At 72.2% G+C, this 25,978-nt stretch carries 22 protein-coding genes; 5 read left to right on the top strand and 17 right to left on the bottom strand.

Going from position 1 to position 25,978, the window contains the following annotated elements:
* Positions 1-102: 102 nt before the first annotated feature.
* The 6 genes from ACFOX0_RS32165 to ACFOX0_RS32190 form a co-directional block, all read right to left on the bottom strand.
* Entirely contained in the window at positions 103-924 is an 822-nt protein-coding gene (locus ACFOX0_RS32165; RefSeq protein ID WP_377553086.1) for a glycosyltransferase family 2 protein, read from the bottom strand.
* Positions 813-1,385: a polysaccharide deacetylase family protein gene (locus ACFOX0_RS32170; RefSeq protein ID WP_377553088.1), complete on the bottom strand. Its 573-nt coding sequence runs from the start codon at positions 1,383-1,385 to the stop codon at positions 813-815. Before ACFOX0_RS32170 ends, ACFOX0_RS32165 begins: the two co-directional genes overlap by 112 nt.
* A 2-nt stretch (positions 1,386-1,387) precedes the next feature.
* A complete protein-coding gene (locus ACFOX0_RS32175; RefSeq protein WP_377553090.1) occupies positions 1,388-1,822 on the bottom strand; it encodes a hypothetical protein in 435 nt (144 codons plus the stop codon).
* 233 nt (positions 1,823-2,055) lie between these two features.
* A complete protein-coding gene (locus tag ACFOX0_RS32180; RefSeq protein WP_377553092.1) occupies positions 2,056-2,799 on the bottom strand; it encodes a hypothetical protein in 744 nt (247 codons plus the stop codon).
* Between the two features lie 22 nt (positions 2,800-2,821).
* The gene (locus ACFOX0_RS32185) at positions 2,822-3,520 is read right to left on the bottom strand and encodes an RNA polymerase sigma factor (RefSeq protein ID WP_377553094.1); all 699 of its coding nucleotides are present in this window, start codon (positions 3,518-3,520) and stop codon (positions 2,822-2,824) included.
* 442 nt (positions 3,521-3,962) lie between these two features.
* Positions 3,963-4,601 carry a hypothetical protein gene (locus ACFOX0_RS32190; RefSeq protein WP_377553096.1) on the bottom strand — a complete coding sequence of 213 codons (639 nt, stop codon included), beginning with the start codon at positions 4,599-4,601 and terminating at the stop codon, positions 3,963-3,965.
* A gap of 228 nt (positions 4,602-4,829) precedes the next feature.
* On the opposite strand from ACFOX0_RS32190, the gene ACFOX0_RS32195 reads away from it, so the two are divergent.
* Together ACFOX0_RS32195 and smpB are read left to right on the top strand one after the other, a co-directional pair.
* Entirely contained in the window at positions 4,830-5,081 is a 252-nt protein-coding gene (locus ACFOX0_RS32195; RefSeq protein ID WP_377553098.1) for a hypothetical protein, read from the top strand.
* Positions 5,082-5,083: 2 nt separating this feature from the next.
* Complete coding sequence (smpB, locus tag ACFOX0_RS32200; protein ID WP_377553100.1) at positions 5,084-5,572, top strand: SsrA-binding protein SmpB; 489 nt, start codon at positions 5,084-5,086, stop codon at positions 5,570-5,572.
* Here smpB and ACFOX0_RS32205 read toward each other — a convergent pair.
* From ACFOX0_RS32205 to ACFOX0_RS32215, 3 genes are all read right to left on the bottom strand, one after another.
* A complete protein-coding gene (locus ACFOX0_RS32205; RefSeq protein WP_377553102.1) occupies positions 5,544-6,530 on the bottom strand; it encodes a phosphotransferase family protein in 987 nt (328 codons plus the stop codon). The genes smpB and ACFOX0_RS32205 overlap by 29 nt on opposite strands.
* Positions 6,531-6,701: 171 nt before the next feature.
* Positions 6,702-8,195, bottom strand: coding sequence for a radical SAM protein (locus ACFOX0_RS32210; RefSeq protein WP_377553104.1), 1,494 nt, complete (start codon positions 8,193-8,195; stop codon positions 6,702-6,704).
* Positions 8,195-10,834: a glycosyltransferase gene (locus tag ACFOX0_RS32215; RefSeq protein WP_377553106.1), complete on the bottom strand. Its 2,640-nt coding sequence runs from the start codon at positions 10,832-10,834 to the stop codon at positions 8,195-8,197. Before ACFOX0_RS32215 ends, ACFOX0_RS32210 begins: the two co-directional genes overlap by 1 nt.
* 724 nt (positions 10,835-11,558) lie before the next feature.
* On the opposite strand from ACFOX0_RS32215, the gene ACFOX0_RS32220 reads away from it, so the two are divergent.
* Positions 11,559-13,871, top strand: coding sequence for a HelD family protein (locus tag ACFOX0_RS32220; RefSeq protein WP_377553108.1), 2,313 nt, complete (start codon positions 11,559-11,561; stop codon positions 13,869-13,871).
* 76 nt (positions 13,872-13,947) lie between these two features.
* Here ACFOX0_RS32220 and ACFOX0_RS32225 read toward each other — a convergent pair whose 3' ends face one another.
* The 8 genes from ACFOX0_RS32225 to ACFOX0_RS32260 form a co-directional block, all read right to left on the bottom strand.
* A complete protein-coding gene (locus ACFOX0_RS32225) occupies positions 13,948-15,135 on the bottom strand; it encodes an endo-1,4-beta-xylanase (RefSeq protein WP_377553110.1) in 1,188 nt (395 codons plus the stop codon).
* 271 nt (positions 15,136-15,406) lie between these two features.
* Positions 15,407-17,683 carry a catalase/peroxidase HPI gene (gene katG, locus ACFOX0_RS32230; RefSeq protein WP_377553112.1) on the bottom strand — a complete coding sequence of 759 codons (2,277 nt, stop codon included), beginning with the start codon at positions 17,681-17,683 and terminating at the stop codon, positions 15,407-15,409.
* Positions 17,684-17,706: 23 nt separating this feature from the next.
* On the bottom strand, positions 17,707-18,135 hold the full coding sequence (locus ACFOX0_RS32235) for a Fur family transcriptional regulator (RefSeq protein WP_377553114.1): 429 nt from the start codon (positions 18,133-18,135) through the stop codon (positions 17,707-17,709).
* 30 nt (positions 18,136-18,165) lie between these two features.
* The gene (locus tag ACFOX0_RS32240) at positions 18,166-18,873 is read right to left on the bottom strand and encodes a DNA alkylation repair protein (protein WP_377553116.1); all 708 of its coding nucleotides are present in this window, start codon (positions 18,871-18,873) and stop codon (positions 18,166-18,168) included.
* A gap of 73 nt (positions 18,874-18,946) precedes the next feature.
* Complete coding sequence (locus ACFOX0_RS32245) at positions 18,947-19,603, bottom strand: SRPBCC family protein (protein WP_377553118.1); 657 nt, start codon at positions 19,601-19,603, stop codon at positions 18,947-18,949.
* Positions 19,600-19,998: an ArsR/SmtB family transcription factor gene (locus tag ACFOX0_RS32250; RefSeq protein WP_377553120.1), complete on the bottom strand. Its 399-nt coding sequence runs from the start codon at positions 19,996-19,998 to the stop codon at positions 19,600-19,602. The genes ACFOX0_RS32245 and ACFOX0_RS32250 overlap by 4 nt, the downstream gene beginning before the upstream one ends.
* A gap of 188 nt (positions 19,999-20,186) precedes the next feature.
* Positions 20,187-22,976: a cellulose binding domain-containing protein gene (locus tag ACFOX0_RS32255; protein ID WP_377553122.1), complete on the bottom strand. Its 2,790-nt coding sequence runs from the start codon at positions 22,974-22,976 to the stop codon at positions 20,187-20,189.
* A gap of 187 nt (positions 22,977-23,163) precedes the next feature.
* Entirely contained in the window at positions 23,164-24,264 is a 1,101-nt protein-coding gene (locus ACFOX0_RS32260; protein WP_377553124.1) for a hypothetical protein, read from the bottom strand.
* 329 nt (positions 24,265-24,593) lie between these two features.
* On the opposite strand from ACFOX0_RS32260, the gene ACFOX0_RS32265 reads away from it, so the two are divergent.
* Together ACFOX0_RS32265 and ACFOX0_RS32270 are read left to right on the top strand one after the other, a co-directional pair.
* Positions 24,594-25,388 carry a PIG-L deacetylase family protein gene (locus ACFOX0_RS32265; protein WP_377553126.1) on the top strand — a complete coding sequence of 265 codons (795 nt, stop codon included), beginning with the start codon at positions 24,594-24,596 and terminating at the stop codon, positions 25,386-25,388.
* A gap of 304 nt (positions 25,389-25,692) precedes the next feature.
* A partial coding sequence (locus ACFOX0_RS32270) for an endo-1,4-beta-xylanase (protein WP_377553128.1) occupies positions 25,693-25,978 on the top strand: 286 nt, incomplete at its 3' end.

Below are 25,978 nucleotides of genomic sequence, written 5' to 3' on the forward strand. Positions count from 1 at the left end.
GACCTTCTACGTGACCCGCAATGGCCGCCGGATCGCCGCCATCGTGCCGGTTCCCGTGGCCGAGCAAAGTGAGCAGGCGCGAGGTTAAGGCACTGCTCGGGCCTAGCGGCCCTCCCAGCGCGGGCCTTCACCCCCGACCTGAAGGCCGGAGCACTGGCCCGCATTCCGGTAGCACCAGCGGTACCGCTGCCGCCACAGCTGGCGCAACGACGCCGGCGCCTCGGTCCAGGCGATGGCGCGTTCCTCGTACACCACCTCCCAGCCGGCCCGCAGCACGGCCATGGTGAGGTCGGTGTCCTCGGCGAGAGTGCCGGTCGGCACCCCGCCGACGGCGGCGAACACCTCGCGCCGGAAGGCGCCGATGGCGCCCGGGATGGTGGGCATGCAGCCCAGGACGTCGTACATCCGGCGGTCGAGGTTGAAGCCGATGACGTACTCCAGGTGTTGCCAGCGGCCCAACAGCCGGCGGCGGTTGGCCACCTTGGTGTTGCCGGAGATGGCGCCCACCGCTGGGTCGGCGAAGCCCTGCACCAGGTGGTGAACGGTGTCCGGCTGGAACACGGTGTCCCCGTCGACGAGCACCAGCAGGTCGCCGCGGGCGTGTCGGGCACCGGTGTTCAGGGCGGCCGGCTTGCCCGCGTTGGCCTGCCGGATCACCCGTACGCCGCGCAGCCCGAGGGCCGCCACGATGTCCGCGGTGCCGTCGCTGGAGCCGTCGTCCACCACGATCACCTCCAGCCGCGGGTACCGGCTGTCCACCAGCGAGCGCACGGTGGCGGCGATGTTGGCCGCCTCGTTGTACGCGGGCACGATCACCGAGACCGGGGCGAGGATCTCGCCGGGCCGCTCACGGCGGCGACGGACCCGGCGCAGGTGCACCCGGGCGCAGACCAGTTGCACCGCCAACCGGCCCAGCCCCAGCACCAGGGCGACGGCGAGCAGGCCGGCAGGGTCGCGACGTCGGCGTGGGTGAAGGTGTGCGAGCCGATCTCGTGCCCCTCGGCCAGGATCCGGCGGGCCAGCTCGGGATGCTCGTTGACCCGGGCGCCGAGCACGAAGAACGTCGCGTGCGCGCCGTGTTTGCGCAGCACGTCGAGCACCGCCGGGGTCCACCGCGGGTCGGGTCCGTCGTCGAAGGTCAGTGCGATCGTGCGGGCCGGCATGGACCGGCTGGTCGGGGTCTTGCCGTCCAGCCGGAGCACCGGGCCGCCCCGGACGATGTCGGCCGGTGCCGGTGGCGACTGGCCGGGTACGGCGCGGCCCGAGCCACCGCCGAGGCCCACCGCGTAGCCGTGCAGGGACAGGCCGGCGAGCAGGACCAGCAGGCCGAGCAGGAGCAGGAACCAGTGTGCCCGCGGATCGCGCCGGGCGACGTGCAACGGCACGGCTACGGCTTGCCCGGCGACTTGCCGACCTGACCGGGCGGCGTGGCCCGGTGCTGGTGGCCCTTGCCGGGCCGGGGACTGGCCGTCGGCGAGGCGGTGGGCGCCGGGTCCGCCGGTGCGGTGGTCGCGGTCGTCGGGACGGCGTCGCGGGCCGGGAGCGGATCCGCCGGACGGGACGGGCCGTGGGTGGCGGCCACCTCCTCGGTCACCACGCCGCGGTCGGACCGGTGCTGGCCGCCGCCGGTGGGCCAGTCGGGGATCGCCGTCGGCGAGCCGCCGAGCAGACCGGCGAAGAGCGCGACGAGGCTGGCCACGAGGACCGTGCCGGCACCCGTTCCGATCAACACGGTGAGTCGCCGACGCCGGCCGGTCCGGTCGACGAAGACCGGGTCCGAACGGGACGCACGGGTCGTCGAGATCCGACGGGAGTACCGCATTGGCACCTCTTCACAAACAGCATCTCGATCGGACGTACGGGTCCCGCCGAACCCAAACGCGGCCCACGATAGGTGGCCGGCGACACCAAAAACAAGACATCAAATATCGCGGCGACGGTGAAAAATACCGGGTCGCCCATGCGGTTTGTCCGCGTAACGGAAATGGCGGTTCCGCCGCTGCGGACCCCGTTTCCGCCGCCGTGTGCGGTCCGCCCCCGCACGACCCCGGTGACTCATTCGGGCGTCTTCTTCGCGTTCGGGTTGACCCGGTCGTTCTGCTCTGCGGCCGGCGCCCGACTGTGGGAGGCACTCGGCCGGGGACGCTCCGCCGGGGCGAGCACCACGGCGGCGCAGTAGGCGTACACCTTGTCCGCGCCACCCGCCGCGGTCACCAGCGTCCGGTACGCCGGGGTCTGCAGCGCCTTCCCGCGGTCCGCCGCGCCCTTGGCGAGGTAGGCCCTGCACAGCCCGACGGTGGACGGCACGCCGGCCGGTCCGGTACCGGTCGACGACGTGCCCGTACCCGTGGCCGGGGCCGGGCCGCCGGGCGGGGTGCGGGCGGGACGGGCGCTGGCCGGCCCGTCGACCGGGTCGGCGCCGGTCGGCGCGCGCGGCTGGTCCGGCGCCGGCACCGGCGCCGGACCAGCCGCGTCGGCGCCGCCGTGGACGTGGGTGGTCGCGGCGAACGCGACTCCGGCGGTGGCCGTGGCGGCCGCGACCGCGACCCAGGCGGTTCCGGCGGTACGGCCCCAGCGGCGTCGGGAACCGGCCGGTGGGGCGTGCCCGGCGGCCCGGGTGGTCCGGAAGGCCAGCACCGCCGCCTCCTCACCGGCGAGTTCACCGGGCCGGGGCGGCGCGGCCGCCGCGGTCAGCAGACCGGCGAGCGGGTCGCGGTCGGGTGCGGAGTCGCCGAACCCACCCCGCAGCAGCCGCTCCGCCTCCCGGGCGTCCGGCCGACCGTGTCGGCGGATCGTCATCGTCGTCCTCTCAAGGGGCAGGTCACTGCGATGTTCGGGGTTGTCCGGGCGGCGGTTCCGCAGCCAGCCCCGGGGGTGCGGAGTCCGGACCGGTACGTGCCGGGTCGGCCCGTCCGGGCGTGGTCCGGTCCGACCCGAGCGGGTCGTCGTGCTCCAACATCCGGGCCAGCCGGCGCAGCCCGCGGTGGGCGGCGACCCGGACGGCGCCGGGGCGTTTGCCGAGCACCCGGGCGACACTTTCGGCGTCCAGCCCGACGACGGAACGCAACAGGACCGCCTCGGCCTCGGTCTTGGGCAGGGTGGCGATGAGCGCGAGCGCGGACGCGGTGGCGATGCCCTCGCCGGCCCGTTCGGCGGTGTCGTCCCGGGCCGGCAGCTCGGCGAGCGCGTCGACGGGCACCGAGGTCGCCGGCCGGCGTCGTCGGTAGCGCAGGTGGTCCATGGCCCGGTTGCGGGCGATGGTCACCGCCCACGCCCGGAAGCCCTGCCCACCGTCGAACGACCGCAGGTCCCGGGCGATCTGCAGCCAGGTCTCCGAGGCCACGTCCTCGGCGTCGGCACCGACCAGGGCGGTCAGATACCGCAGCAGCCCCGGCTGGACGGCCCGGTAGATGAGCCGGAAGGCGTTCTCGTCGCCGGCCTGCGCCGCCCGAACGGACTCGGACAGGTCCGCCGTCACGACGGTCGTGCCCGCCGACGGTGTGCCGCGGGTACGGTCCACGCCCGCCGTCCGGTCACCATTTCCCGCCTCGCACCCGACTCCCCCGTCACCCGAATTCGCCGTCCCGGCCAAAAGGGTGATCATGCCGTCTCGCCCGATTCGAATCCGCCCCGGGAATTGTGAGATTCACCGGAATGTCGCGACGGCGCGTCGACGTAACGGATTCCGGCCCCGTTTCGCTCCCGACCCGGAACGGCGCATCGGAATGGTCCGCCCGGTCGGCCCGCGAACATACCGCACCGACCGCCAAGATCCACAAATGGAGGGACAGCCACCTCATCGCCATGACCGTCGGGAGCGCACAAGTCGTAGAGCGCCGGGCCGGGTCCGCGACGTTACATCCCGGCACCGGCGCGGCCGGACGGGCGGGCGACGGCGACGCGCGCCGGTCGGCCCGGATCGCGCCGGTCCGACCCCCGCGGAGCCGGACCGGCGGTACGACTCAGCGCCGCGTCTCGGACTCGCGCAGCGCGTCGGCCCAGTGGCCGGAACCGACCCGGGTGGGCAGCGGGTCGCCGGGTTCCCGGATAACGGCGTGCTCACCGGTGTGTTCGCTCGACGCGGCACCGAGGCCGGTCGCGCCGAGCGGACGGTCCCGGTCGAGGGTCACCGGCTCGGCGGGCCGCCGGTCGTCGCCGGCCCAGTCGCCCTCGGGTCGCGGCCAGCGCCGCCACCGCTGCACGCTGAGCACCGCCACCAGCAACGCCGCGCCCAGCAGCATGGTCGTGCCGGAGCGGACCGGGGTGGCCAGGTCGATCCGCTGACCGACGACCGACAGTTTGTGCCCGAGCAGGTCGATCAGCCAGCCGGGACGGGTCGCCATGGCGAGGTAGCTGCCCGCGTACACGGCGCCGGTCAGCACGGCGCCCAACGGGGAGAACCGCAGCGTCGCGATCAGCCCGAGCAGCAGGCCGGCGCCGGCCAGCAGCGCCGCCGTCTGGACGTACTGGCCACCGTTGAAGGTGCCGCTGTCCTGCGCCTTGTCGTACGCGGACAGTGACCGCGCCTGGCCGAGAGCGAGCAGCAGCCAAGCCAGGGGACCGACGATGACGGCGGCGAGCAGGGTCTTGAGATGTCGCATCCGGGCACCGTAACCGCGCCCGCCGCCGATGGGAACCGGGCGACCTGACCGTCGCTCCGGGGTGACGGTGCGTGTTTCCGTCAGGTGGTGCTGCCGGGCCGCAACAGGACCTTGGTCCAGCCCTGTCCCGGGGGGCAGGTGTGCCCTGAACCGAACGGCCGTCGGGCATGTGGCGGCGGCGGCGAAACCGAATGGTCGCCGACCGGTACGCCGTGCCAGGATCACCCGGTGACCAGCCCCGCCACCCACACCGAGTACGGCGACCGACGGGCCGCCCTGGCCGGGGAGCTGCGCACCCCTGTCGGTTCGCAGGTCCACGGGCTCGCCCTGACCGGCGCCGCGGACCGGGCCGAGGTGGCCCGGTTGCCGGCCGCCGGGCGGACCCCGCTGCCGCCGGAGCCGGACCTGGCAGCGGTCTCCGCCTGGTCGGTCCAGGCGCACCGCCGGCATTGGGGTTGGACCACCGCGAGGGAGGCGTGACGATGGGCAGGCAGACCGGTCGTACGGTGGTCGCGTCGAACCGGAAGGCGCGGCACGAGTACACCGTCCTCAAGACGTACGAGGCGGGCATCGTGCTGGTCGGCACCGAGGTGAAGTCGCTGCGGGCCGGCCGGGTGTCGCTGGTCGACGCGTTCGCCCAGGAGCGGGACGGCGAGCTGCTGCTGTACGGCCTACACATCGCCGAGTACGCGCACGGCACCTGGACCAACCACCAGCCCCGCCGGATCCGCAAGCTGCTGCTGCACCGGGTCGAGATCGACCGGATCCTGGATCGGCTGCGGGAGACCGGGCTGACGTTGGTGCCGTTGTCGATGTACTTCGACAACGGTTGGGCCAAGGTCGAACTCGGGCTGGCCCGGGGCCGGCGCTCCTACGACAAGCGGCAGGCGATGGCCGAGCGGGACGCCAACCGGGAGATCGCCCGGGAGCTGGGCCGGCATCTCAAGGGGCGGCGTCCAGGTAACCGTTGAGGTACCGCCAGGACGCGGCGGTGTCCGCGCCGGTACCGTGCGGCCCGCGTAGTTCGACGACGTACCCGGCGATGTCGGCCAGTTCCCAGCGCAGCCGGTAGTGGGCGAGGGCGGTCGGGTCGACCGGGCGGCCGGTGGCGGACGCGTAGCGCCGCAGCAGGTCGTCCGCGTCGTCGGCACCGTGGGTGAGCAGCCACAGGTCCCGCTCGGGCGGCGCGAGGCGGACCGTCTCCCAGTCGACGAGCCGCAGACCGGCCGGGTGCCGGATCAGGTTGCCCGGGTGCGGCTCGCCGTGCGTGACCACCCAGCCGGACGCGCCGGCGCGGACGTGTGCGACCTGCCGGTCGAAGTCGCCCAACAGCCGCCGCACGTGGTCGGCCCGACCGGCCAGCAGCCGGCGGGTCGGATCGGCGTACGGGCCGCCGGTCCAGGGCCGGTCGAGGGCGGTCAGGGCGTCGTGCAGGCCGGCCCGGTCGGGCAGGCTCGGATCGGCGCGGGCCGGCCGGGCACCGGCGAGCGGGGTGGCCCGGTGCAGGGCGACCAGCAGGTCCAGCACCTCGGCCCGGTCCGTGGGCCGGTGCGGGCCGAACCGGCCCGCCTCGCCCTGGACGGTCGGGAACACCGAGACGGCGTACCGGGGATCGAGCCGGGCCACGGCGGCGCCGGACCGGGTCGGCACCGGCGCGACCACGAACTCCAGGCCGGCGTCCTGGCGCAGCGCGAGCGCGGTGCCGAGGGCGCGGTCGAGCGCGGCGAAGGTGTCGTCCCGCGGTCCGTCCTGCCGATCGAGGTCGTCGACCGTCACGAACCAGTCCGTTCCGCCGTCGTCCCGCACCGACCAGTGGTAGCTGCCGAAGCCCACCGGCCGGTACGTCACCGCCCGGACGGTGAGTCCCCACCCGTCGGCCAGGGCCGCGATCAGCGCCGCGTCCTCGAATCCGTCCGGTCTCTCTTCCATGGGCGACGATCATGCCGGCCCTCGGGTGCGCCGGAAACCCGTTTTCCGACCGGTCCCGCCTCGGGTGGAGGCACCGACCGTCGACCCCGCCGCGACGGTCGGTGTCTCCACCCGACAGCGGCGGTTTCCGTGAACCTTCGGCTCACCCTGGCCACGGAGCGCGGGTGGCCGTCACGAACTCGTGCCGGCCGTGGTCGGCAGCCACGCCGGGTCGTCCAGGTCGGTGTTGATGACGGCCTCGACCAGGACCTCGCCGGCCGGCGTCAGGGCGACCCGCCGGGCCGCCGGATCCAGGGTGACCAGGCCGCGGTCGGCCAGCGTGGCGAACCGCTCCGACCAGGGCCGCGCGAACAGCGACCGGCCCGGGAACCGCCGGGCGTGCAGGTCGTCCCGCAACGGTTGCAGGCTGGACAGCGCCATCTTGACCGCCCGGGTCTCCTGGGCCGCGTCGGAGAACCGGGTCGCCGAGCCGAGCGGCAGCCGGCCCGCCTCGACGGCCTGGACGTACCGCCGTCGGTCGACGTCGGTGATCGCCTCCGACCGGCGGCAACTGGAGCTGCCGCCGAGGCCGATGGCGACCTCGGCCTCCTGCCGGTCCTGGTCGACCATGATGGACTTCCACACCTCCGGGCCCTTGCCCTGCCGGGCGAAGTACATGGTGGGGTGTTCGACGTAGCCGCCGGCGCGCAGGCCCTCGGTGAGCACCTCGCGCATCTGGTACTGCTCGGCCAGGGTCGGCCAGCGGTGCCCCTGCCGGACCCGCCGATCCCGGTAGGCGGGCAACTGCCAGGCCGCCGGCTGCACCCCGGCCACCCCGGTCCGGGTGTCGGAGTACGACCGCAGGTGCAGCTTCGTGCAGACCACCGCGGTCGGCTCGTGTTCGGTGATCACGTCGAGGTCCCGCCGTACGCTGTCGACCGTCTGGTCCAGCAGCCCGTACATCAGGTCGACGCTGATCCAGTCGAAGCCGGCCCGCCGGGCGTCGCGGATGAAGTCCACGCACATCCGGGCGGTGTGCTCCCGGCCGCACTCGCGCAGCACCTCGTCGTCGAACGACTGCACCCCGCTGGACACCTTGGTGCAGCCCAGCTCGGCGAGCGTTTCCAGCTTCTGCGGGGTCAGCGTGCTCGGGTCGCCCTCGAACCGGATCGCGGTGTCCGGACCGAAGGCGAAGTTCTCCCGGTAGAAGTCCAGCAACCTGCGGATCGCGTCGACCGGCAGCAACGACGGGGTACCCCCGAAGACGTTGAACTCGCCGATCGGGGCCCGGGCCAGGTTCGGCACCCGACGCAGCCACAGCCGGGCCTCCCGGATGTTCCAGTCCACCCATTCGGCGGCCTGGTCGTCGACCAGCGACTGTGGGCCCTTCACCAGCACCACCGGGTACTGGCAGAACCGGCACCGGTAGGCGCAGGTCGGAATGTACGACCAGAGGTGGATCGGCGCGGTGTCGGCCAGCTGGGCGTCGAGGTCGGCGAGGAACCGCTCGACCGGGTAATCGGCGACGTCGCCGGGGAACACGTGCGCGCCGAACGGGTCCTCGGTGACGTACTCGAGCAGGTGGCGGTTCTCCGGCGCGGCGAGCACCCCGACCACCTCGGGGACGGGAAAGTCCGGGTCGGGCCGGCGCAGCGAGTCCAGCGCCGCCGGATAGGTCATCGCCATCAGAACACCCCTCCGTTGCCGAAGTAGTTGTGCGCCTCGCCGGACTCCCGGTCCTCGCAGTAGTAGCGGACGAACTCCCGGAACCGGTCCGGCGGCACGTCCCGCAGGCACGGCGGCAGCGGCGGCGGGTGACCGATGTCCTCCCCCACGGTGGCCCGCAACCGGGCGAAGATCTCGTCGGCGAACTCGAAGTAGAGCCGGTACGACGGGGTCTTGTAGGAGTGGATGGGGGTGAGGTCGACAAGCCGCATCTCGTCCCGGATCTCGGCGATCCGCCGGCCGAGCCGGTCGGCGAGGTCCGCGCCGAAGAAGTCGCGCACCGGCTCGCGCAGCAGCAGCGCGGGGGTGAGCAGCACCGGGAGGATGGTGTTCTTCGGAGTGAAATCCTTGATCGAGAACTCCCACGCCTGCCGTGCCTCGTCCGGCGTGAGATCGACCGGACCGGCCGGGGTATCGCCGCCGGCCGGGGTATCGCCGCCGGTCGCGGTGGTCGGGCGGATGTCGCGCATCACGATGGTCCCGTTCGAGCCGTACGCCCGGCCGGCGATGACCTCGTCGACGGCGTGGTCGACCCGGCGTGGGTTGATCTCCACCCGCGACCGCGGCAGGTAGTGGATCTCCTCTCCGCTGGCCCGCACCTTGATGCCGAAGTCCCAGTCGTCGGAGAGGTGGTTGACGAACTCGCCGTCGCGCAACTGGTAGAAGATCTCGATCCCGCCGACCCGGTCGTGCACGTCCCGGTCCACCGCGAAACCCTTGCCGTCGGGGAATCCGCCGAACAGGGTGAAGGTCACCGCCCGGCAGCGCAACGTCCGCCAGATGGCGTCCCAGAGCCGGGGACGGCCGGCGAAGTGCTCGGCGCGGTAGTAGTAGTCACACACCCCGATCGCGGCCTTGGTGTCCCGCATCCCGGCGTACAGCTCCCAGAGCCAGTCCGGGTCCACCCGGCAGTCGGCGTCCGCCGACACCAGGTAGAACGGCTCGGCCCCACCGGCCCGGCCCCGGCTGCGCGAGCTGGCGAACAGCATTCCCGCCCGACGGGCGCAGGACACCCCCTGCTCGCGCTCCGAGATCACCTCGAGCGCGAAGCTGGGGTGTGCGGCGGCGAACCGGCGGGCCACCTCCATCGTGCCGTCGGTGGAGTTGTTGTCCACCAGGACGACCTCGTAACGGCCGTGGTCGAACGGACCGTCCGGACCGCGCTGGTGGCAGAGCGAGTCGAGCACGGCGGGCAGATTCTCCGCCTCGTCGTACACCGGCAGCACGACGCTGAGCCGGACGTCCGGTCCCATCGGCCGCAGCAGCAGCCGGTCCAGCAGCCGTTCGGCCTGGTCCCGGTCGAACTGACTGGTGCCGAGCCGGTAGTTGTGCGCGGCGAGCACCGCCCGCGCCGTGGGGTCGGTGAGCAGGTCGGCGACCTGGTCGACGAACGCCGCCGTGGGCAGGTCCTCCCCGGCGTCCAGGACCGGACCCAGGAAACCCTTGCCGCCGTAGACGGTGTCGTACAGGGCGTACCGGGTGGTCAGGTACGGCACCCCGGACGCGATCGCCTCGCCGATCGGGTTTCCGTAGCTCTCGTAGTCGTACGAGGTGAGGAAGGAGACCACGGTGGCGTGCGCCAGCAGGTCCCGGACGGAGTAGCCGGACCCGGCGGCCGGGCCGACCCCCGCCTCGCGGGGGGCGAGCCGCCCGCCGAACACCACCCGGTCCGTGACGCCGAGTTCGGCGGCCAGGTCGACCAGCCGCCGGTACTCCCGCGGGGCCTCGTCGGTGTCCCCCGCCACGAACAGGTGGGCGTCGGTCCGCCCGGCCAGCGCCGCGACCAGGTGCAGGTCCCGGTCGATCCGCTTCTGCGGGACGATCCGGGTGAACCGGGCGATCAGCGGTACGTCCTCGGGGATGGCGTGGTCGCGGCGGAAGTCCGCGTTGCCCGGGCGGACCATGGCCCGCTCGTGGTCGAAGATGTTGGGCAGGACGTCGATCGCCGACAGTTCCGGTGCCCACTCGCGCATCCGTTCGCACGCCTCGTCGTGCTGCACGAGATAGTGGATGTGCGGCGAGTCCACCGGCCGGGGCGCCGCCGGGTACGGGTAGCTGCCGTACTTGCCGGTGCTGGGCTCGCTCTGCCACATCAGGTCGTGGTCGCGCCACAGCACGAACCGGCCCAGTCCCCGGCGTCGCCCGTACTCCTCGATGGCCAGGTACAGCGCCCGGGTGTAGGCGATGTTCTCCGGCAGGGTGCCGTTCTCCACCAGCACCGCCGTGACGTCGTGCGCCTCCCAGGCGGCGACGATCCGGTCCCGCAGCAGCTCGGCCGTCGAGTCGACCGCCGCGAGCAGCGCGGCGTCCGCCTCGCCCCGGCCGACGACCGTCTTGAGTACGTCGGTGACGAATTCCGGGCCGTAGCCGGGTACCTGGTCCAACCCCGGCACGCGGGCCAGCTCCAGCCAGTCCGGCAGCAGATCGGCCTCCCGCCGGTACGGTCGGAAGAACGCATTCTTGTCGGCCTTGATGTCGTAACCGAGGTCGAGCAGGACGCGGTGACCGCGTTCGGCGAAGATCCGGGCGGTCTTGACGAACTCCACCACGACCCCGGAGATCGGCGTCGCGTCGAACGAGACTCCCCACAGCGTCTTCATATCGATTCGCCTCGTATTCACTTGTTTCAACTTTGAGGGCAGCGTACGAACCGTCCGTGGTCGCCGCCACTCGGACGAGTGTCCGGATCGGAGGGTGCGATCACCGGATGGCCCGACCGACCACGGTCCCTTCCCGCGGTCCCGGCGGCCGGGGTTCACCGCACGGGCGGCGCCGTTGCCGGCCGGTCCCCCGGGTCTGCTGGCTCGTCCGGCGACGCGGACCACCCGGGGTCCGGGTCGAGTTCCGGTACGTCGCGTAATCCCATCGACACGTTGCCGCCGCGTCGCAGCACCCCCCGCACGACCGGTCCACAAGGGTCCGGGCCGTCGAAGAGTCCGGCGGGCCGATCCTCGCCGGTCGGACCGCGGTCCGTCGCGGTGCGGTCCGGCCGCCGGTCGGCCGCATCCGGTTGGCGGCGCCTTCCGAAACCGAGCATGGGCTTCTCCGTCCTCGCCACCCGAGTCGGGTTTCCCGTACTTACGGTCGGCAGACGGAATGGTTCAGGGTTTTCTCGAGACGGACGGACGCGGTGCACCCGTGCCGGAGGCGAAGCGCCCGCCTCCCCCTCGGCGACAAGAACACCTCCCGCGTGCCGTCGCCATTGTCATTGTCATTGTAACGGGAAAACGATCGCGTCAAATCGTCCTGAATATCGATTTTTCCCCTCTGACCTGCCCATACGCTCGTCCGGACAGGCGCTCGCACGCAACGGGGGGACAAGCCGTGCCCGACGTCAGGGAAGAGGAGATCGCCGCCGAGCAGCGGGTGGTCGACCGGGTCTACGAACGGCTCGACGGGATGCGCGCGCAGGCGAAGGCGCTCGCGGGCGAGGGCCACCGGAGGGCGGCGACGAGTTCGGTCAGCGGACTGGTGGAACGCGACGCGATGGTCCACCGGGCCGCCGCGCAACTGCGGGCGCTCGACGCCGAGGCCGAGGGCCTGGTGTTCGGTCGGCTGGACTTCGACGACGGCGAGACGTACCGGGTCGGGCGGCTCGGCGTACGGGACGGGGTGGAGCCGCTCCTGATCGACTGGCGGGCGCCCGCCGCCGAGCCGTTCTACCGGGCCACCCCGGGCGAACCGCTCGGCGTGGTGCGCCGCCGGGTCATCATCTGCCGGGGCCAGCGCGTGGTGGACCTCGACGACGACGTGCTGTCCCCGGACCGGGCCGGTGACCTGCGGGTGCTCGGCGAGGGGGCGCTGCTGGCCGCGCTGCGCCGGTCCCGCGGCCCGCACATGCGGGACATCGTCACCACCATCCAACGCGAACAGGACGCCGCCATCCGGGCGCCGGCCCGCGGCGTCACCGTCATCACCGGCGGACCGGGGACCGGCAAGACCCAGGTCGCGCTGCACCGGGCGGCGTACCTGCTCTACACCGACCGGTCCCGGTTCACCGGTGGTCGCATCCTGGTGGTCGGCCCCTCGACCGTGTTCACCAGTTACATCGGCCGGGTCCTGCCCGCGCTGGGTGAGGACAGCGTGCACCTGCGCGCGCTCGGCGAACTCGTCGACGGGGTGACCGCCACCCGCCGGGACCGCGCCGAGGTCGCCCGGATCAAGGGCGCCGACCGGATGTGCGAGGTGCTGACCGAGCTGATGTGGCAGACACCGCCGGCGGCGCCGGCGCGGCTGCGCCTGGTGTACGCGGGACAGGTGCTCACCCTCGACGCGGCGGACCTGTCGGCGGCCCGGCGTCGGGTCCGCGCCCGGTGCGCGGCCGACGGCACCCCGCCCAACGCGGCGCGGACCGCCGCCGCCACGGTCCTGCTGGACGCGCTCTGGACCCGGGTGGACGGGCCGCACCTGGACCGACGGTTGTTCGCCGAGGACGTCGGCGACCGCGGCGAGTTCCACCGCTTCCTGCGGGCGTGGTGGCCGGTGCTGACGCCGGAGCGGGTGCTGTCCTGGCTCGCCGACCCGGGTCGGGTGGTCGGCCTGCCGGCCGGGGACGCCGGCACGCTCGCCGGGTCGTACCGGGGCCGGGCCGGCTGGTCGGTGGACGACGTGCCGCTGTTGGACGAGCTGGCCGAACTGCTCGGTGACCCGCCGGCCGCGCCGCGGGCGCCCGAGCCCGAGTGGCAGCTGCGCGAGCTGACCACCGGCACCCGGCGGGTGACGACCTTCGTCCTCAGTTGCGGCCTGCGTGACGGCTGGGAGCTGTACGCGCCCGGCCATCCGACGCCGATCGCCGTGGCGGGTCCGGGCATCGACAACGACGCGATCGGCGCGGCTCAACGGTGGGCCGAGGCGGTCATCCTCCGCGAGGGTCACCGGGTGGTCGGTTGGACCGACGGGTACGACCCGCACGGCGAGGAGGGGTACGTCCCGGTGCTGGCCGAGCCGCTGCCGGTCGACGAGCCCGACGACGAGGCGCCGGTCGAGGAGCCCTACCTGCACGTGGTCGTGGACGAGGCGCAGGACCTGTCCCCGATGGAGTGCCGGATGATCGCCCGCCGGGCCGAGTACGCGTCGATGACGATCGTCGGTGATCCGGGACAGGCGACCCATCCGTTGGCGGCCGCCTCCTGGCCGGACCTGCTCACCCGGCTCGGCAAGCGGGAGACCCGGACCCTGGAACTGCACACCGGATACCGGGTCCCCGGGGTCCTCGCGGACTACGCGGCCCGGGTCCTCGCCCCCGGCGTCGCGCCCACCCGGTCGTACCGGCCCGGGGGGACGTTGGCGGTGCGACGGGTCGACGACCTGGCCGGCGCCGTCCGGGAGGCGGTCCGGCAGGCCCCGCGGGATTCGACCGTGGCCGTCGTCGCGACCGACGACACGGCCGACGCACTCACCCCGCCGGTCGACCGGCCCGACGTCGCCGTGGTGCCGGCCAGTCTGGTCAAGGGCCTGGAGTACGACCACGTGATCGTGGTGGAGCCGGCCGACATCGTGGCCGCCGAACCGCGTGGCCGCAACCGGCTCTACGTCGCGCTCACCCGGGCCGTCGCGGGCCTGACGGTCCTGCACCGGCAACCGCTGCCGGCCGAGCTGCGCGACGCCGGCGGCGGCACGGACGGGCGTACCGCCTGAGGGTGCCGGTCGGGCCGGCGGGTGCCACGGCGTCGGGGCCGCGGGCCGGCCGGCCCCGACGCCGTGGCGGCGCGGGTCAGCGGCGCGGTCGCGGCGCGACGCGCGGCAGCACGTACGGCGGTCCGGCGTAGATCAGGTCGGCCCGCATCACGTTGTACGCCCGCTTGGGTTGGTAGTTCTCGTCGTAGATGCTCGCCAGCCCCTCGGTCGGGAACGTGCCCGGCACCCACGAGTGCTTGTCGGTGAAGCCCCACACGGTGTACGACAGGCAGTGCCGCTCGGCCAGGCAGGCCTGCAGCAGGATGCTGAAGTTGGCCGCCGACGCCTGCAGCCGTGGGTTGATCTCGTTGGGGTTGCCCGCCCGGACGCCGTCGGTCATCTCGCTGCGGACGTCGACCTCGGTCAGCGCCGTGGACAACCCGAGACCGGCGAACTTCCGCAGCGCCGCGGCCACCTGGAGGGTGTCGAAGTTGCCGTACTGGGTGCCCAGGTGGCCCTGGCTGCCGACGCCGTCGACGGGTACGCCCCGGGCCAGCAGGTCCTTCACCATGTCGTAGACGAACTGGGTCTTGTCGTCGGCCGGGTTGCCCGAGCCGAACGCCTCGATGTTGTAGTCGTTGTAGAACAGCAGCGCCTTCGGGTCGGCGGCGCGGGCCCAGCGGAAGGCGTCGGCGAGGTAGCCCGGTCCGAGATGCTCGGCCCAGAACCCCTTGTAGTGCAGCGTCGACGGGGTGTCCCAGGGGTCGCTGACCGCCTCGTTGACCACGTCCCACTGCCAGATCTTGCCCTTGAAGTGCGTCACGACGTCGGTGATGTGCCGGCGCAGCAGGTCGCGCAGTTCGGCCTTGCCGATCGAACCGTCGGCCACCCCGTCGGTCAGCCACTTGGGCAGCTGGTTCTGCCAGACCAGCACGTGACCGCGGACCCGCTGGTCGTGCCGCCGGGCGAAGTCCACCAGCTCGTCGGCCGGGCCCCAGTTGTAGACGCCGCGGGTGGGTTCGAGGCTCTCCCACTTCATCACGTTCTCGGCGGTCACCGTGGAGAACTCGGATTCGACGATCTTCCGGTACGTCGGTTCGGCCGGGTCGTTCAACGCGGCCATGTCGACCGCGGTGCCGATGTAGAGGTTGTGCCGCAGGCCCAGGTTACGCAGGCTCTGGTCGGTCGGGTCGTACGGGCGGCCGGCCGTGGCCGGCAGGGTGTTCAGGGTGGCGACGGTCGCGATGGCGACCGCAGCGGCGACGATCCACCGTCTCGGGTTCATGGGCCGTTCCTTCCGGCGTGTCGGTGGGGGCGACGAGGAGCGGAACAGACGATGGCCGGGCACGACCACCGAAACTTTCGGAGTTTTTCCGGGACTTCGCCCGGAAGGTTATGGGGATCGATATGACCGGGTCAACAGGATCCGCCGGTCCGAAAGTTTCGAGGCGGTCGACCGGGCCGGTCCGACGCGGCCGGGAGAAGGCACCCACGAAAGGCCGCGGGCCCGGTCGATCGCTACTGGATCGACCGGGCCCGCGGGCGGGAGGGACGGGTCAGGAAAGGTCGAACCGGTCGAGTTCCATGACCTTGGTCCAGGCCGCGACGAAGTCGGTCACGAACTTCTCCCGGGCGTCATCGCTGGCGTAGACCTCGGCGAGCGCCCGCAGCTGCGAGTTGGAGCCGAACACGAGGTCCACCGCGGTGGCCGTCCACTTCACCTGGTCGGTGGCCAGGTCGCGGATCTCGTACACGTGCTCGTCGGACTCCGACGACTTCCACCGGGTCCCCGGCGAGAGCAGGTTGGTGAAGAAGTCGTTGCTCAGCACGCCCGGGCGGTCGGTGAGCACGCCGTGCGCCGCACCGCCGACGTTGTTGCCGAGGGCGCGCAGGCCGCCGACCAGGACGGTCATCTCGGGCGCGGTCAGGCCGAGCATGTACGCCCGGTCGACGAGCAGCACCTCCGGCTGGGTCTTCTCGCCCGGCCGCAGGTAGTTGCGGAACCCGTCGGCGCGCGGCTCCATGACCCGGAACGACTCGACGTCGGTCTGCTCCTGGGTGGCGTCGGTGCGGCCCGGCCGGAACGGCACGGTCACCTGGACGCCGGCGTCGCGGGCCGCCTTCTCGACGGCGGCCGAACCGGCCAACACGATCAGGTCCGCGAGCGAGATCTTCGCACCGCCGGCCGCGTTGAACTCCCGCTGGATGCCCTCCAGGGCGGCCAGGACCGTGCCGAGCTGCTCGGGCTGGTTGACCTCCCAGTTGCGCTGCGGTTCGAGCCGGATCCGGGCGCCGTTGGCACCACCGCGCTTGTCCGTGCACCGGAAGCTCGCGGCCGAGGCCCAGGCGGTGGAGACCAGCTGGGCGGTGGTGAGGCCGGAGCCGAGGATCTTCTCCTTGAGGGCGGCGACGTCGGCGTCACCCACCAGCTCGTGGTCGACGGCCGGCACCGGGTCCTGCCACAGCTGGACCTCCGGCACCCACGGTCCGAGGAAGCGGCTGACCGGGCCCATGTCGCGGTGCAGCAGCTTGTACCAGGCCTTGGCGAACGCCAGCGCGAACTCGTCGGGGTTCTCCAGGAAGCGACGCGAGACCTTCTCGTACGCCGGGTCGACGCGCAGCGACAGGTCGGTGGTCAACATCGTCGGCCGGTGCTTCTTCGACGGGTCGTGGGCGTCCGGGATGATCGCCTCGGCGTCCTTGGCGACCCACTGCTTCGCGCCGCCGGGGCTCGTGGTCAGCTCCCACTCGTAGCCGAAGAGGATCTCGAAGAAGCGGTTGTCCCACTGCGTCGGCCGGTCGGTCCAGGTCACCTCGAGACCGCTGGTGATGGTGTCCCCGCCCTTGCCGCTGCCGTGCGTGCTCAGCCAGCCCAGTCCCTGCGCCTCCAGCGGGGCACCCTCGGGCTCGGGCCCGACGTGACTGTCGGCCACTCCGGCGCCGTGGGTCTTGCCGAACGTGTGGCCACCGGCGATGAGGGCGACGGTCTCCTCGTCGTTCATCGCCATCCGGCGGAAGGTCTCCCGGATGAAGTGCGCCGCCGCGGCCGGGTCGGCGTTGCCGCGGGGACCCTCCGGGTTGACGTAGATCAGGCCCATCTCGGTCGCGCCGACGACGGGCGTCATCTCCTTCTCGGAGGTGTACCGCTCGTCACCGAGCCAGGTGTCCTCCGGTCCCCAGAAGATCTCCTCGGGCTCCCAGACGTCCTGCCGGCCGAAGCCGAAGCCGAAGGTCTTGAAGCCCATCGACTCCAGGGCGACGTTGCCGGCCAGCACCAGCAGGTCGGCCCAGGAGATCTTCTGGCCGTACTTCTGCTTGACCGGCCACAGCAGCCGGCGGGCCTTGTCCAGGTTGGCGTTGTCCGGCCAGCTGTTGAGCGGGGCGAAGCGCTGACCGCCGTCGCCGGCACCGCCGCGACCGTCCTCGATGCGGTACGTGCCCGCCGCGTGCCAGCTCATCCGGATCATCAGGCCGCCGTAGTGGCCGAAGTCGGCGGGCCACCAGTCCTGCGAGGTGGTGAGGACCGTGGTGATGTCCCGCTTGAGGGCCTCGACGTCGAGCTTGGCGAACTCCGCGGCGTAGCTGAAGTTCTCCCCCAGCGGGTTGCCCTTGGCCGAGTGGGCGTGCAGCACCGACAGGTCGAGCTGGTTGGGCCACCAGTCCCGATTGGTGCGCGGACGGCCACCGGTCTTCGGGGTCGGGGAGTCGATCGCCGGGTTCTCGCTCTCGCTGCCGTGCGCGGTCACGGAGTCGTGCGCGACCGGGCAGCCGGCCGCCTCCTTCGCGTCCACGCCCTGGGCGCTGGTCGGAGCGTTGTCCTGGTTGTCGCTCATCTGCTTCCTTCCGAACTGGCGGATCACTGGGCGGTGCGTTCGGTCGCGCAGTCGGGGCAGGTGCCCCAGTAGACGACCTCCGCCTCGTCGACCACGAAGCCGTGGTCGTCGGAGGCGGTGAGACAGGGGGCGTGGCCGACGGTGCAGTCGACGTCGGCGATCGCGCCGCAGGAGCGGCACACGACGTGGTGGTGGTTGTCCCCCACGCGCGACTCGTACCGGGCGGTCGCCCCGGCGGGTTGGATGCGCCGCACCAGACCGGCGCGGGTGAGCGCGTGCAGCACGTCGTACACGGTCTGCTGGGACACCGTGGGATATTCTACGCGTACCAGCGCGATGACCGTGTCGGTGTCGACATGCCGGTGGTCGCGCAGCGCCGCGAGCACCGCCAACCGGGGTCTGGTGACGCGCAACGAGACCGCCCGCAGCTGTGCTTCGAGGTCGGTCGCCATGCGATCAACCTAGCACTTTTCTGGAATGAATCAAGTTTTCAGGTCGGTCGGCGCCGCCGTGTCGCGCCGTCGACGCACCACCTCGGTGATCCAGACCGGGGCGTACGGCGAGGTGCAGTTCGGCGGGGTCGGATAGTCCCTGAGCACCCCCAGCCGCTCGCCGATGCCCATGGCGCGGGCCCGGTGGTCGGCGTGCTCGATGCCGATCTGGGCCAGGCAGTGGTTCATCGCCCACTGCAGGCGCGCCGGCGCGTCCCGCAGCTCCGCCTCGATGACGTCGAGCAGCCCCGCGAGGTCGAGGCCCGCGGGCTTCCTGGCCACCCGGTCGGTGGTCAGCGCCCAGCCGGCGCTCGCGACCACCGGGTCCGGATCGGCCAACCAGGCCACCCGCAACTGCTCGGCGTGCGGGCTCTTCCGCACCACGTAGGTCACCAGCCAGTCGTGCACCTTCGGCGTACGCGCGCGGCGCAGCATGGCGTCCAACTCGTCCCGCCCGAACGCCTTCGGCCGGCAGATCAGGGTCGTCAGCAGCTTCGCCGCGCTGTCGTCCGTCGCCCAGAGCCGGCGGGCGAGTTCCTGCCGCGTCCCCAGCCGCTTCGCGAGCGCGCGCAGCCTGCCGAGATTCACCCCGTGGTCGTCGCCGTGCCGCTCGTTCACCTGGCGTACCTTCGGGTCCGCCAGCGTGGCCAACTCGGCCAACACGTCGGCCACCGTCGTCCCGGTCACCGTCTCGGTCACCGCAGCCTCCCGTCCGTCCGGTGGATCGCCCCGCCCCGGTGTCACCCTGTCACCGGTCGCGGCCGGTGTGCGCTCACGAGCGGTCGTCGCCGGCCCCGGGGGCGAAGTGCCCTACCGCGAACGCGATGGCCGCGGCGATGTCGTCGTCGCTGGTCCCCCAGGCGGCCTGGATGACGGGGCCCCAGGCGTGGCAGCTACGGACGGCGAAATCCCGTCCCTCGGGGGTGTCCTGCCAGCTGCCGGGGTCGAAGTCGATGCCGCGGAGGAAGAGGTCGAGACCGAGCAGCGCGAGGTCCCAGCCGCAGCCGATCCCGATCGTGCCGCCGGGGCCGTAGCTGCGCACGAGTTCGTCGACGATCCGGGCCGGCGAGGCGTGCTCCAGTTCGAGGACGGTGCGGCCGTCGTCGCCGGGCGCCAAGCGCACCTCGACCTCGGTCGGCATGCCCTCACCGAGCACCCAGGTCACCTTGATCAGACGGGGTTCCTCGCAGCGCAGGATCTCACCCCCGGCGTTGTCCTTGAGCTGGAAGTGCCCGCCGAGCCGCAGGTCGCCCTCGACCGGGCCGAGCCACCGACCGAGCCGCTCCGGGTCGGTGCAGGCGTCCCAGACGTCCTCGACCGGGGCGTCGTAGACCCGGCGCAGCAGCACCGACCGGCCCTCGCCGGTGGCGACGGCCTGGTCGCCGATCGCCCGTCGGGTCGCGTTGATCTGGTTGACGATGTCGATCACGTGTCCTCCTCGCTGACGGATCCGGTCCGATCCGGTGTGCCAGTGGTGGTCCCACCCCTGGCGGGCTGTTCGCGGCGTGCACGGCGGCCGCGGGCGAGTTCGGTGGCCAACGCGTCCAGGCGTTGGTCCCAGAACGGCCGGAAGCGCTCCAGCCAGACCTCGATCTCCCGCAGCGGTGTCGCCCGCACCGCGTAGAGGCGGCGCGTGCCCTCCGGGCGGACGGTGACGAAGCCCGCCTCCCGCAGCACCCGCAGGTGCTGCGACACGGCGGGCGGCGAGATGCCGAACTCCGCCCGGACGACCTCGCCGACGGTGCCGGCGGCCCGCTCACCGTCGGCGAGCAGCTCCAGGATCCGCCGCCGAACCGGGTCGCCGAGGACGTCGAACGCGTGCACCCGGAGACTATTGCAGCGAGTGCTTAATTAAGTCAAGGCTGAATGAACCTCGGATCGCCGCGGTCCGGTCCGTGGCGGTCCGACAGCCGTCGGGGCCGGCCGGCATCGGTCCGATGCCGGCCGGCCCTCGGGCGACCTCCGCGGCCCTCTTTTCGGGGCGCGCGAGGATCAGGTGGCCCGCGGTCGGCTCAGCCCCAGACGGCCGCGTTGCCGAAGTTGACCGGTTCGGTCTCGCCCGTGGCGCCGACCGTGTCGGTGGTGGTGATGGTGATGGTGGCGTCGGGCAGGCCCGCCGACGTCGCCGTGATGGTCGTGGTGCCGGCGTAGTAGGAGCGGAACTCGATCGCCGCCTTCCCGTCGAAGGTCTGGGTGCCCGGGTTGGCGGTGTACGACTTGCCGCCGGGCAGGATTCCCGGACCGCTGGTGACGGTCAGCGTGACGGCGCGGGTGTTGTTGACCCAGGCACCCGAGCCGTTGCGCATCGTCACCACGAGCTGGGTGTCCGTGCTGCCGTCGTCGGTGATCGTCCGCGACGAGTTGCGTCCCACCTCCAGGGTCATCGCGGTCGCGGTCCCGCTGATGGACTGTTCCCGGGCCACCGGCGTGGGGTCGGCGAGATTGGTCAGGCTCGACCACCTCGACTTGTTGGCCCGATACCAGTACCACTGGTTCTTCGGCAACCGGTAGAAGTCGATCATGCCCATCCGGGCGTAGGCGGGATCCATGATCGTGCCGTGGTCGAAACCGGCCCAGATGGCCAGCCCGGCGCTGCCGGTGGTGAGCTTGTACCGGGTCCCGTCGGCCGGGTCCTTCACGTCGCCGTACGTCGGGTCGTAGGTGCCGGGCCGGTCGGAGGTGTACGACCCGTACTCGGAGACGACGTTCGGCATCCAGGTGTTGGTGATCTTGCCGCCGTCGCCGTTGTAGCCGGCGATGTCGCTGACCGCGAGTTGGTCGAGCGAGTTGCGCTGCACGCCGCCCATACCCGCCTTGCGGGTCGGGTCGAGCTGGTGCGCGTAGTCGCGCAGCTTGCTCACCAGCGCCTTGGCCTTGCTCGCCGTACCCGAGGCCGTGAAGAACACCTCGTTGCCCATCGACCAGTTGATGACCGAGGGGTGGTTGCGGTTGACCCGGATCATGTCGCGCAGGGCGTCCATGGTGCTCTGCTCGAAGGCGGCCTGGTCGGTTGCCTTCTGCGGGTACCCGTCCGCCTTGTAGTCGCCGGCCCGGCCGGACGGGGTCGGCTCCACGCCGGCGGTGGCGGTGCACCAGAAGACGTTCTCCGACCAGAACATCACCCCGAGCTTGTCCGTGGCGTCGGCGAAGGACGGATCGTGCGGGTAGTGCGATCCCCGGATGAAGTTCATGCCGGCCTCGCGGACCATCCGGACGTCGCGCGCGAAGCCCGAGTCGGTGACGGCGTTACTCCACCCGCCGTGGTCCTGGTGGACGTCCGCCCCGAACAGCAGTGTCTTCACGCCGTTGAGGTAGAAGCCGTCCACCTTCCACTGGGCGCTGCGGAAGCCGAACGTGCTGTCGTAGGCGTCGACGACCGTACCGTTGGTGATCACCCCGTCCGCGCTGCCGTCCACCACCACGGACGTGGTCACGGTGTACAGCGCGGGGTTGTTCGGCGCCCACAGGTCGAGCCCCTGCAACATGGCGGCGGTGTTCGTCAGCGATCCGCTCAGCGCGTCGAGGGTGGTGCTGCTCGCCCCGCCGAGCGTCCGCACCGGCGAGTCGAACGTCGCCAGTACGGTGTTCGACCCCTGCCTGCGTACCTCCTGCCGGGCGTAGACGTCGATCGCCGAGGAACCGTCGTTGCGGACCTCCGTCTGCACCCGCACGTTCGACCGGCGGGCCGCGATGTTCGCGCGCAGGTCGCTCTCGCTGGGGTACTGCGCCAGGTCGATGTTCCGGTAGTACGCGGCGTTGCTGGTGTCCCAGGTCGGATTGGTCAGCGCCGGCGTGCTGACGAACGTGCCGTACCAGGCGACGTGCACGTTGTCCGTGACGTTCAGGAAAACGTCCCGGTAGAGGCCGCCGCTGAACTGGTGGTCACCGGTACGGGGAGCCAGGTCCGCCCGCCAGTTGTTGTCCACCCGGACGGCGATCACGTTGTCGCCGGTGCGCAGGGCGCTGGTGATGTCGAAGGCGAAGCCCGTGAAGCCGCCCCGGTGCGTACCGATCCTGGTGCCGTTGACGTACAGGTCGGTGACCGAGAACGCTCCCTCGGACTCGAACTCGACGCGCCTGCCGGTCCACGACGAGGGAACGGTGAGGTGCCGGCGGTACCAGCCCACACCCACCCGGAAGGACTGCCCGCCGGTGGAGCCCCCCACGTCGTACGGTGCGTCGAAGTCGTGCGGCAGCGCCACGGGACCCCACCGCGAGTCGTCGAAGCCGGTGTTCTGCGCCCCCGAGACATCGGACCGGATGAACCGCCAGCCGCGGTTGAGGTTCACCTTCTGCCGGGAACTCGATCCGGTCGGTGGATCGGTCGACGGGGTCGGGGTGGGTGACGTGGACTCCGACGGGGCCGGCGAGGCGGACGTCGTCGTCGGGGTGGGCGTAACGACCGAGCCCGTACAGGTGGTCCCGTTCAGGGTGAACGCGATCGGCACCGGGTTGCTGCCGGTCCACGTGCCGTTGAACCCGAAGTCGGCGGTTCCGCCGGTGGGGATGTTCCCGTTGTAGCTCGCGTTGGTGACGGTGACCCGGGCGCCGGACTGGCTCACCGCGCCGTTCCACAGTTGGCTGACGGTCTGCCCGGCGGCGAACGACCAGGCCAGTTGCCAGCCGCTGACGGCGTCGCCGAGGTTGGTGACGGTGACCGAGGCGCCGAATCCGCCGCCCCAGGAACTCGTGATCGTGTAGTCGACCCGGCAACCGGGGGCGGCCTGGGCCGCGGTCGCCGGCACCGCCAACCCGGCGGCGCCCGCCAGCACGGCGCTGAGGACGAGGGCTCTTCTGTTCATGGTGTCTCCACAATTAGGCGTGTCCGCACTGTTCGCCGTCGCTGCGGTCGCAGATCCTGTGAGCGTTAACAATTCCAGGCGCACCATCGTCCGAATGCCCGGCCGTCACGACCCGCGTCGCACCATGAACCTGCTCATCGGCACGGGTCATCGAGACTCGAACTGTACGACAGGACGGTGATGACGGTCAATGTGTGACCGTAAACATCGCCCGGTCCGCAGAGCCTTTACGCGGTCGCTCAGCGGTCCGGATGTCGCCGGCCGGGTCGAGCGGCGAGGCCGTCGAGAGCAGCGGTCGGAGCGGACCGTCGTCGACGGTCCCGGGCAGCCGCCGGGCCAGTCCGGCGAGCAGGTCGGCGACCTGGACCCGCGGGTCGTCCCGGGAGTCGACCATCACCAGCCCGGCCAGCGGCGACGCGCCCGCCGACGGCTCGGCGTTGCCGGTCGGCGAGGACCCGATGCCGGTCGTCAGGGCCTGCTGGAGGCGGCGCAACCGGTCGGCCGTGAGCGCGCTCTGTTCGTCGTGCGTCACCAGCACCCGCCGATCCCCGTCGCTCCAGAACAGGACGGTCTCCGCCAAGGCCGGCAACATCGGCTCCAGCGGTGGCGGGATCGACCGGTCCTGCGTGCCCAGCCGGTCCAGGACGGCGTTCACCCGACTGCGATCGAGGCCGCGCAGCACCGCCTCGGCCCGCGCTCCCAATCCATGTCGGACCAGCGCGTCCCGCGCCTGGAGGAACCGTTCCGCGCTCTGCCGGTCCGGGCGGTCCCGGCGCTTGGTGCGGGTCATCTCGACGAAGGCCGCGAGAAAGCCGTCCCAGTCGGGACCGGCCGGGCGACCGGCCCGGTACAGAGCGACGGCGGCGGGACGGCTCTCCTGGGCCAGGCGCGTTCCGGCCGCGTACGTCGGCTCGGCCAGCAGCAGGTCGATGATCCGGGTGACCAGGAAGTACTGCTTGTCGACCAGGTGCACGTGCGCGCGCCCGCGCAGCGCCGCCAGAAACCAGCGCAGCGCGGCACCCGCCTCGGGTCGGCGCGGGAAGTGCCGGGACTTGACCTCGTCGGGCGAGAACCGGTAACCGGACCGCAGCGTCGCGATCAGTTCCGCCGCCTCCCCCGTGCTCAGATCGACACTCGCGTGGGTGATCAGCGGGGTCGCCGGGTCGAGCAGGTTGGTGCCGGAGAAACCCGACTCGTCGCAGGCGATCTCCACGACCGGACCGGTCACCGCCGCGACCGGCGGCAGCCCGCCCTGAAGCGGCAGCCGCCTGCCCGCTTGTCCGGCCATGCGGACCATGGTGGCGGACCCGCCCCGATCGGGCCACCGGGTTTACCGACGGCCACGGCGCCGGTCCGAGCCCGGCGTCGCGACGTTCGCCGCCCGCCGCCCGCGTCGGTGTGGCACACTTACCGCCGTGCAGCCTCGCCCCGCCCGTCCGCGCACCCTGGCATGTCCCGGGGCCGCGGACGCGTGCTGGTGGCGCGCCGCGGCCTGAGGCCCGCCGTCGCCCGATTCTCCGGGCCGGTCGCGCCGACTCCACCAGCTGTCCGGACCACGCTTCCGACGTGGCGGTTGGCGTCGCACGTCGGGTGACCTCGGTTGGCGGGAATCTCCACATGAACATGCTCGGCACCCTCGTCGTCCTGCACGCGCACCCCGACGACGAGGCCATCTTCACCGGTGCCACGATCCGGCGCGCGGCCGACAGCGGCGCCCGGGTCGTCCTGGTCACCGCGACCGGCGGCGAGGCCGGCCGGCCCAGGATCGCCCTGGCCGAAGGGGAGGCGCTGCACCGGCGACGCGTCGTGGAACTCGAACGCGCCTGCGAGGTGCTCGGGGTCGCCCGGCTGGTGCTGCTGAACTACCACGACTCGGGTGCGCACGCCGGCCCGTACCGGCCGGGCAGCCTGGGGGCCACCCCCGCGGCGAACGTCGCCGACCGCGTCGAGGCCGTCGTCCGCGAGGAGGCCGCCGCGGCGCTCGCCTACTACGACCGCGGCGGCATCTACCCGCACGTCGACCATCTCCAGGTCCACCGGGCCGGCGCGCGGGTGGTCGCCCGGACCGGCATCACCGGGTACGAGGCGACGGTCGACCGGGAGGCGCTGCGCGCCGGGCCGTACCACGTGGTGCAGTCCGCCGCGGACGACTCGCCGGACATCGGCGTCCCGCCCGGCGAGGTGTCGTGCGCGATCCAGGCCGACGGGACCGAACTGCTGGCGAAGATGGCGGCCATGTCGGCGCACGCCAGCCAGATCGGCCCGCGCTGGCTCGACCCGACCCGGTTCGCGGCGACGTACGGGCGGGAGTGGTTCGTCCGCCGGGGCGACGCGGGCCTGCTGGACGCGCTGACGGCGAACCGACCGACCACCAGGGCCCGCCGAACTCCGGAGCCCGTCGCGGCGCGGTGAACCATGCGGTTCCCGCCCGGAAAGGCGACCACCACGGCTCCGAAAATTATCGACATTGACCGATTGTTAGGCCGTGGGTAGGGTCCGTTTCAGTCACCCACATGTTTCTTGAGCATTTCGAATCCAGCGGGTGACGCGCGCAATGGTCGCGGCCCGCCGGCTCCGGTCCGGGCGGAGCACGGCACGGCGATAACAGGGCCATCGCCGCCGCCGACGGTCGCTCCCGTGACGCTCCACGACGGGTACGTGGGTGCGCCCGCGCGCTTCCCCGCATCAATTCGTCTGATTCGCACGAAGGAGTGTCATGAAGCGTCTGCTCGGACGGGGTCGTCCCCGATTGATACTGGCGGCGGCCACCAGTGCGTTGGCCGTGGCCGGCGTGTCCCTGGTAACGGTCGGCTCGGCCGACGCGGCGGCGACAACGCTGGGCGCCGCGGCCGCCCAGTCGGGCCGCTACTTCGGCACCGCGATCGCCGCCGGCCGCCTCGGCGACTCCGCCTACACCACCATCGCGGCGCGTGAGTTCAACATGGTCACCGCCGAGAACGAGATGAAACCCGACGCCACCGAACCCAACCAGAACCAGTTCA

Source organism: Micromonospora zhanjiangensis, assembly GCF_042650605.1.
GTDB classification, from domain to species: domain Bacteria; phylum Actinomycetota; class Actinomycetes; order Mycobacteriales; family Micromonosporaceae; genus Micromonospora_J; species Micromonospora_J zhanjiangensis.

Coding starts and splice junctions, on each gene's coding strand:
- ACFOX0_RS32175 (WP_377553090.1), bottom strand. CDS start 1,822: ATGCGGTACTCCCGTCGGATCTCGACGACCCGTGCGTCCCGTTCGGAC.
- ACFOX0_RS32180 (WP_377553092.1), bottom strand. CDS start 2,799: ATGACGATCCGCCGACACGGTCGGCCGGACGCCCGGGAGGCGGAGCGG.
- ACFOX0_RS32190 (WP_377553096.1), bottom strand. CDS start 4,601: ATGCGACATCTCAAGACCCTGCTCGCCGCCGTCATCGTCGGTCCCCTG.
- smpB (WP_377553100.1), top strand. CDS start 5,084: ATGGGCAGGCAGACCGGTCGTACGGTGGTCGCGTCGAACCGGAAGGCG.
- ACFOX0_RS32205 (WP_377553102.1), bottom strand. CDS start 6,530: ATGGAAGAGAGACCGGACGGATTCGAGGACGCGGCGCTGATCGCGGCC.
- ACFOX0_RS32210 (WP_377553104.1), bottom strand. CDS start 8,195: ATGGCGATGACCTATCCGGCGGCGCTGGACTCGCTGCGCCGGCCCGAC.
- ACFOX0_RS32215 (WP_377553106.1), bottom strand. CDS start 10,834: ATGAAGACGCTGTGGGGAGTCTCGTTCGACGCGACGCCGATCTCCGGG.
- ACFOX0_RS32225 (WP_377553110.1), bottom strand. CDS start 15,135: ATGAACCCGAGACGGTGGATCGTCGCCGCTGCGGTCGCCATCGCGACC.
- katG (WP_377553112.1), bottom strand. CDS start 17,683: ATGAGCGACAACCAGGACAACGCTCCGACCAGCGCCCAGGGCGTGGAC.
- ACFOX0_RS32235 (WP_377553114.1), bottom strand. CDS start 18,135: ATGGCGACCGACCTCGAAGCACAGCTGCGGGCGGTCTCGTTGCGCGTC.
- ACFOX0_RS32255 (WP_377553122.1), bottom strand. CDS start 22,976: ATGAACAGAAGAGCCCTCGTCCTCAGCGCCGTGCTGGCGGGCGCCGCC.
- ACFOX0_RS32260 (WP_377553124.1), bottom strand. CDS start 24,264: ATGGCCGGACAAGCGGGCAGGCGGCTGCCGCTTCAGGGCGGGCTGCCG.
- ACFOX0_RS32265 (WP_377553126.1), top strand. CDS start 24,594: ATGAACATGCTCGGCACCCTCGTCGTCCTGCACGCGCACCCCGACGAC.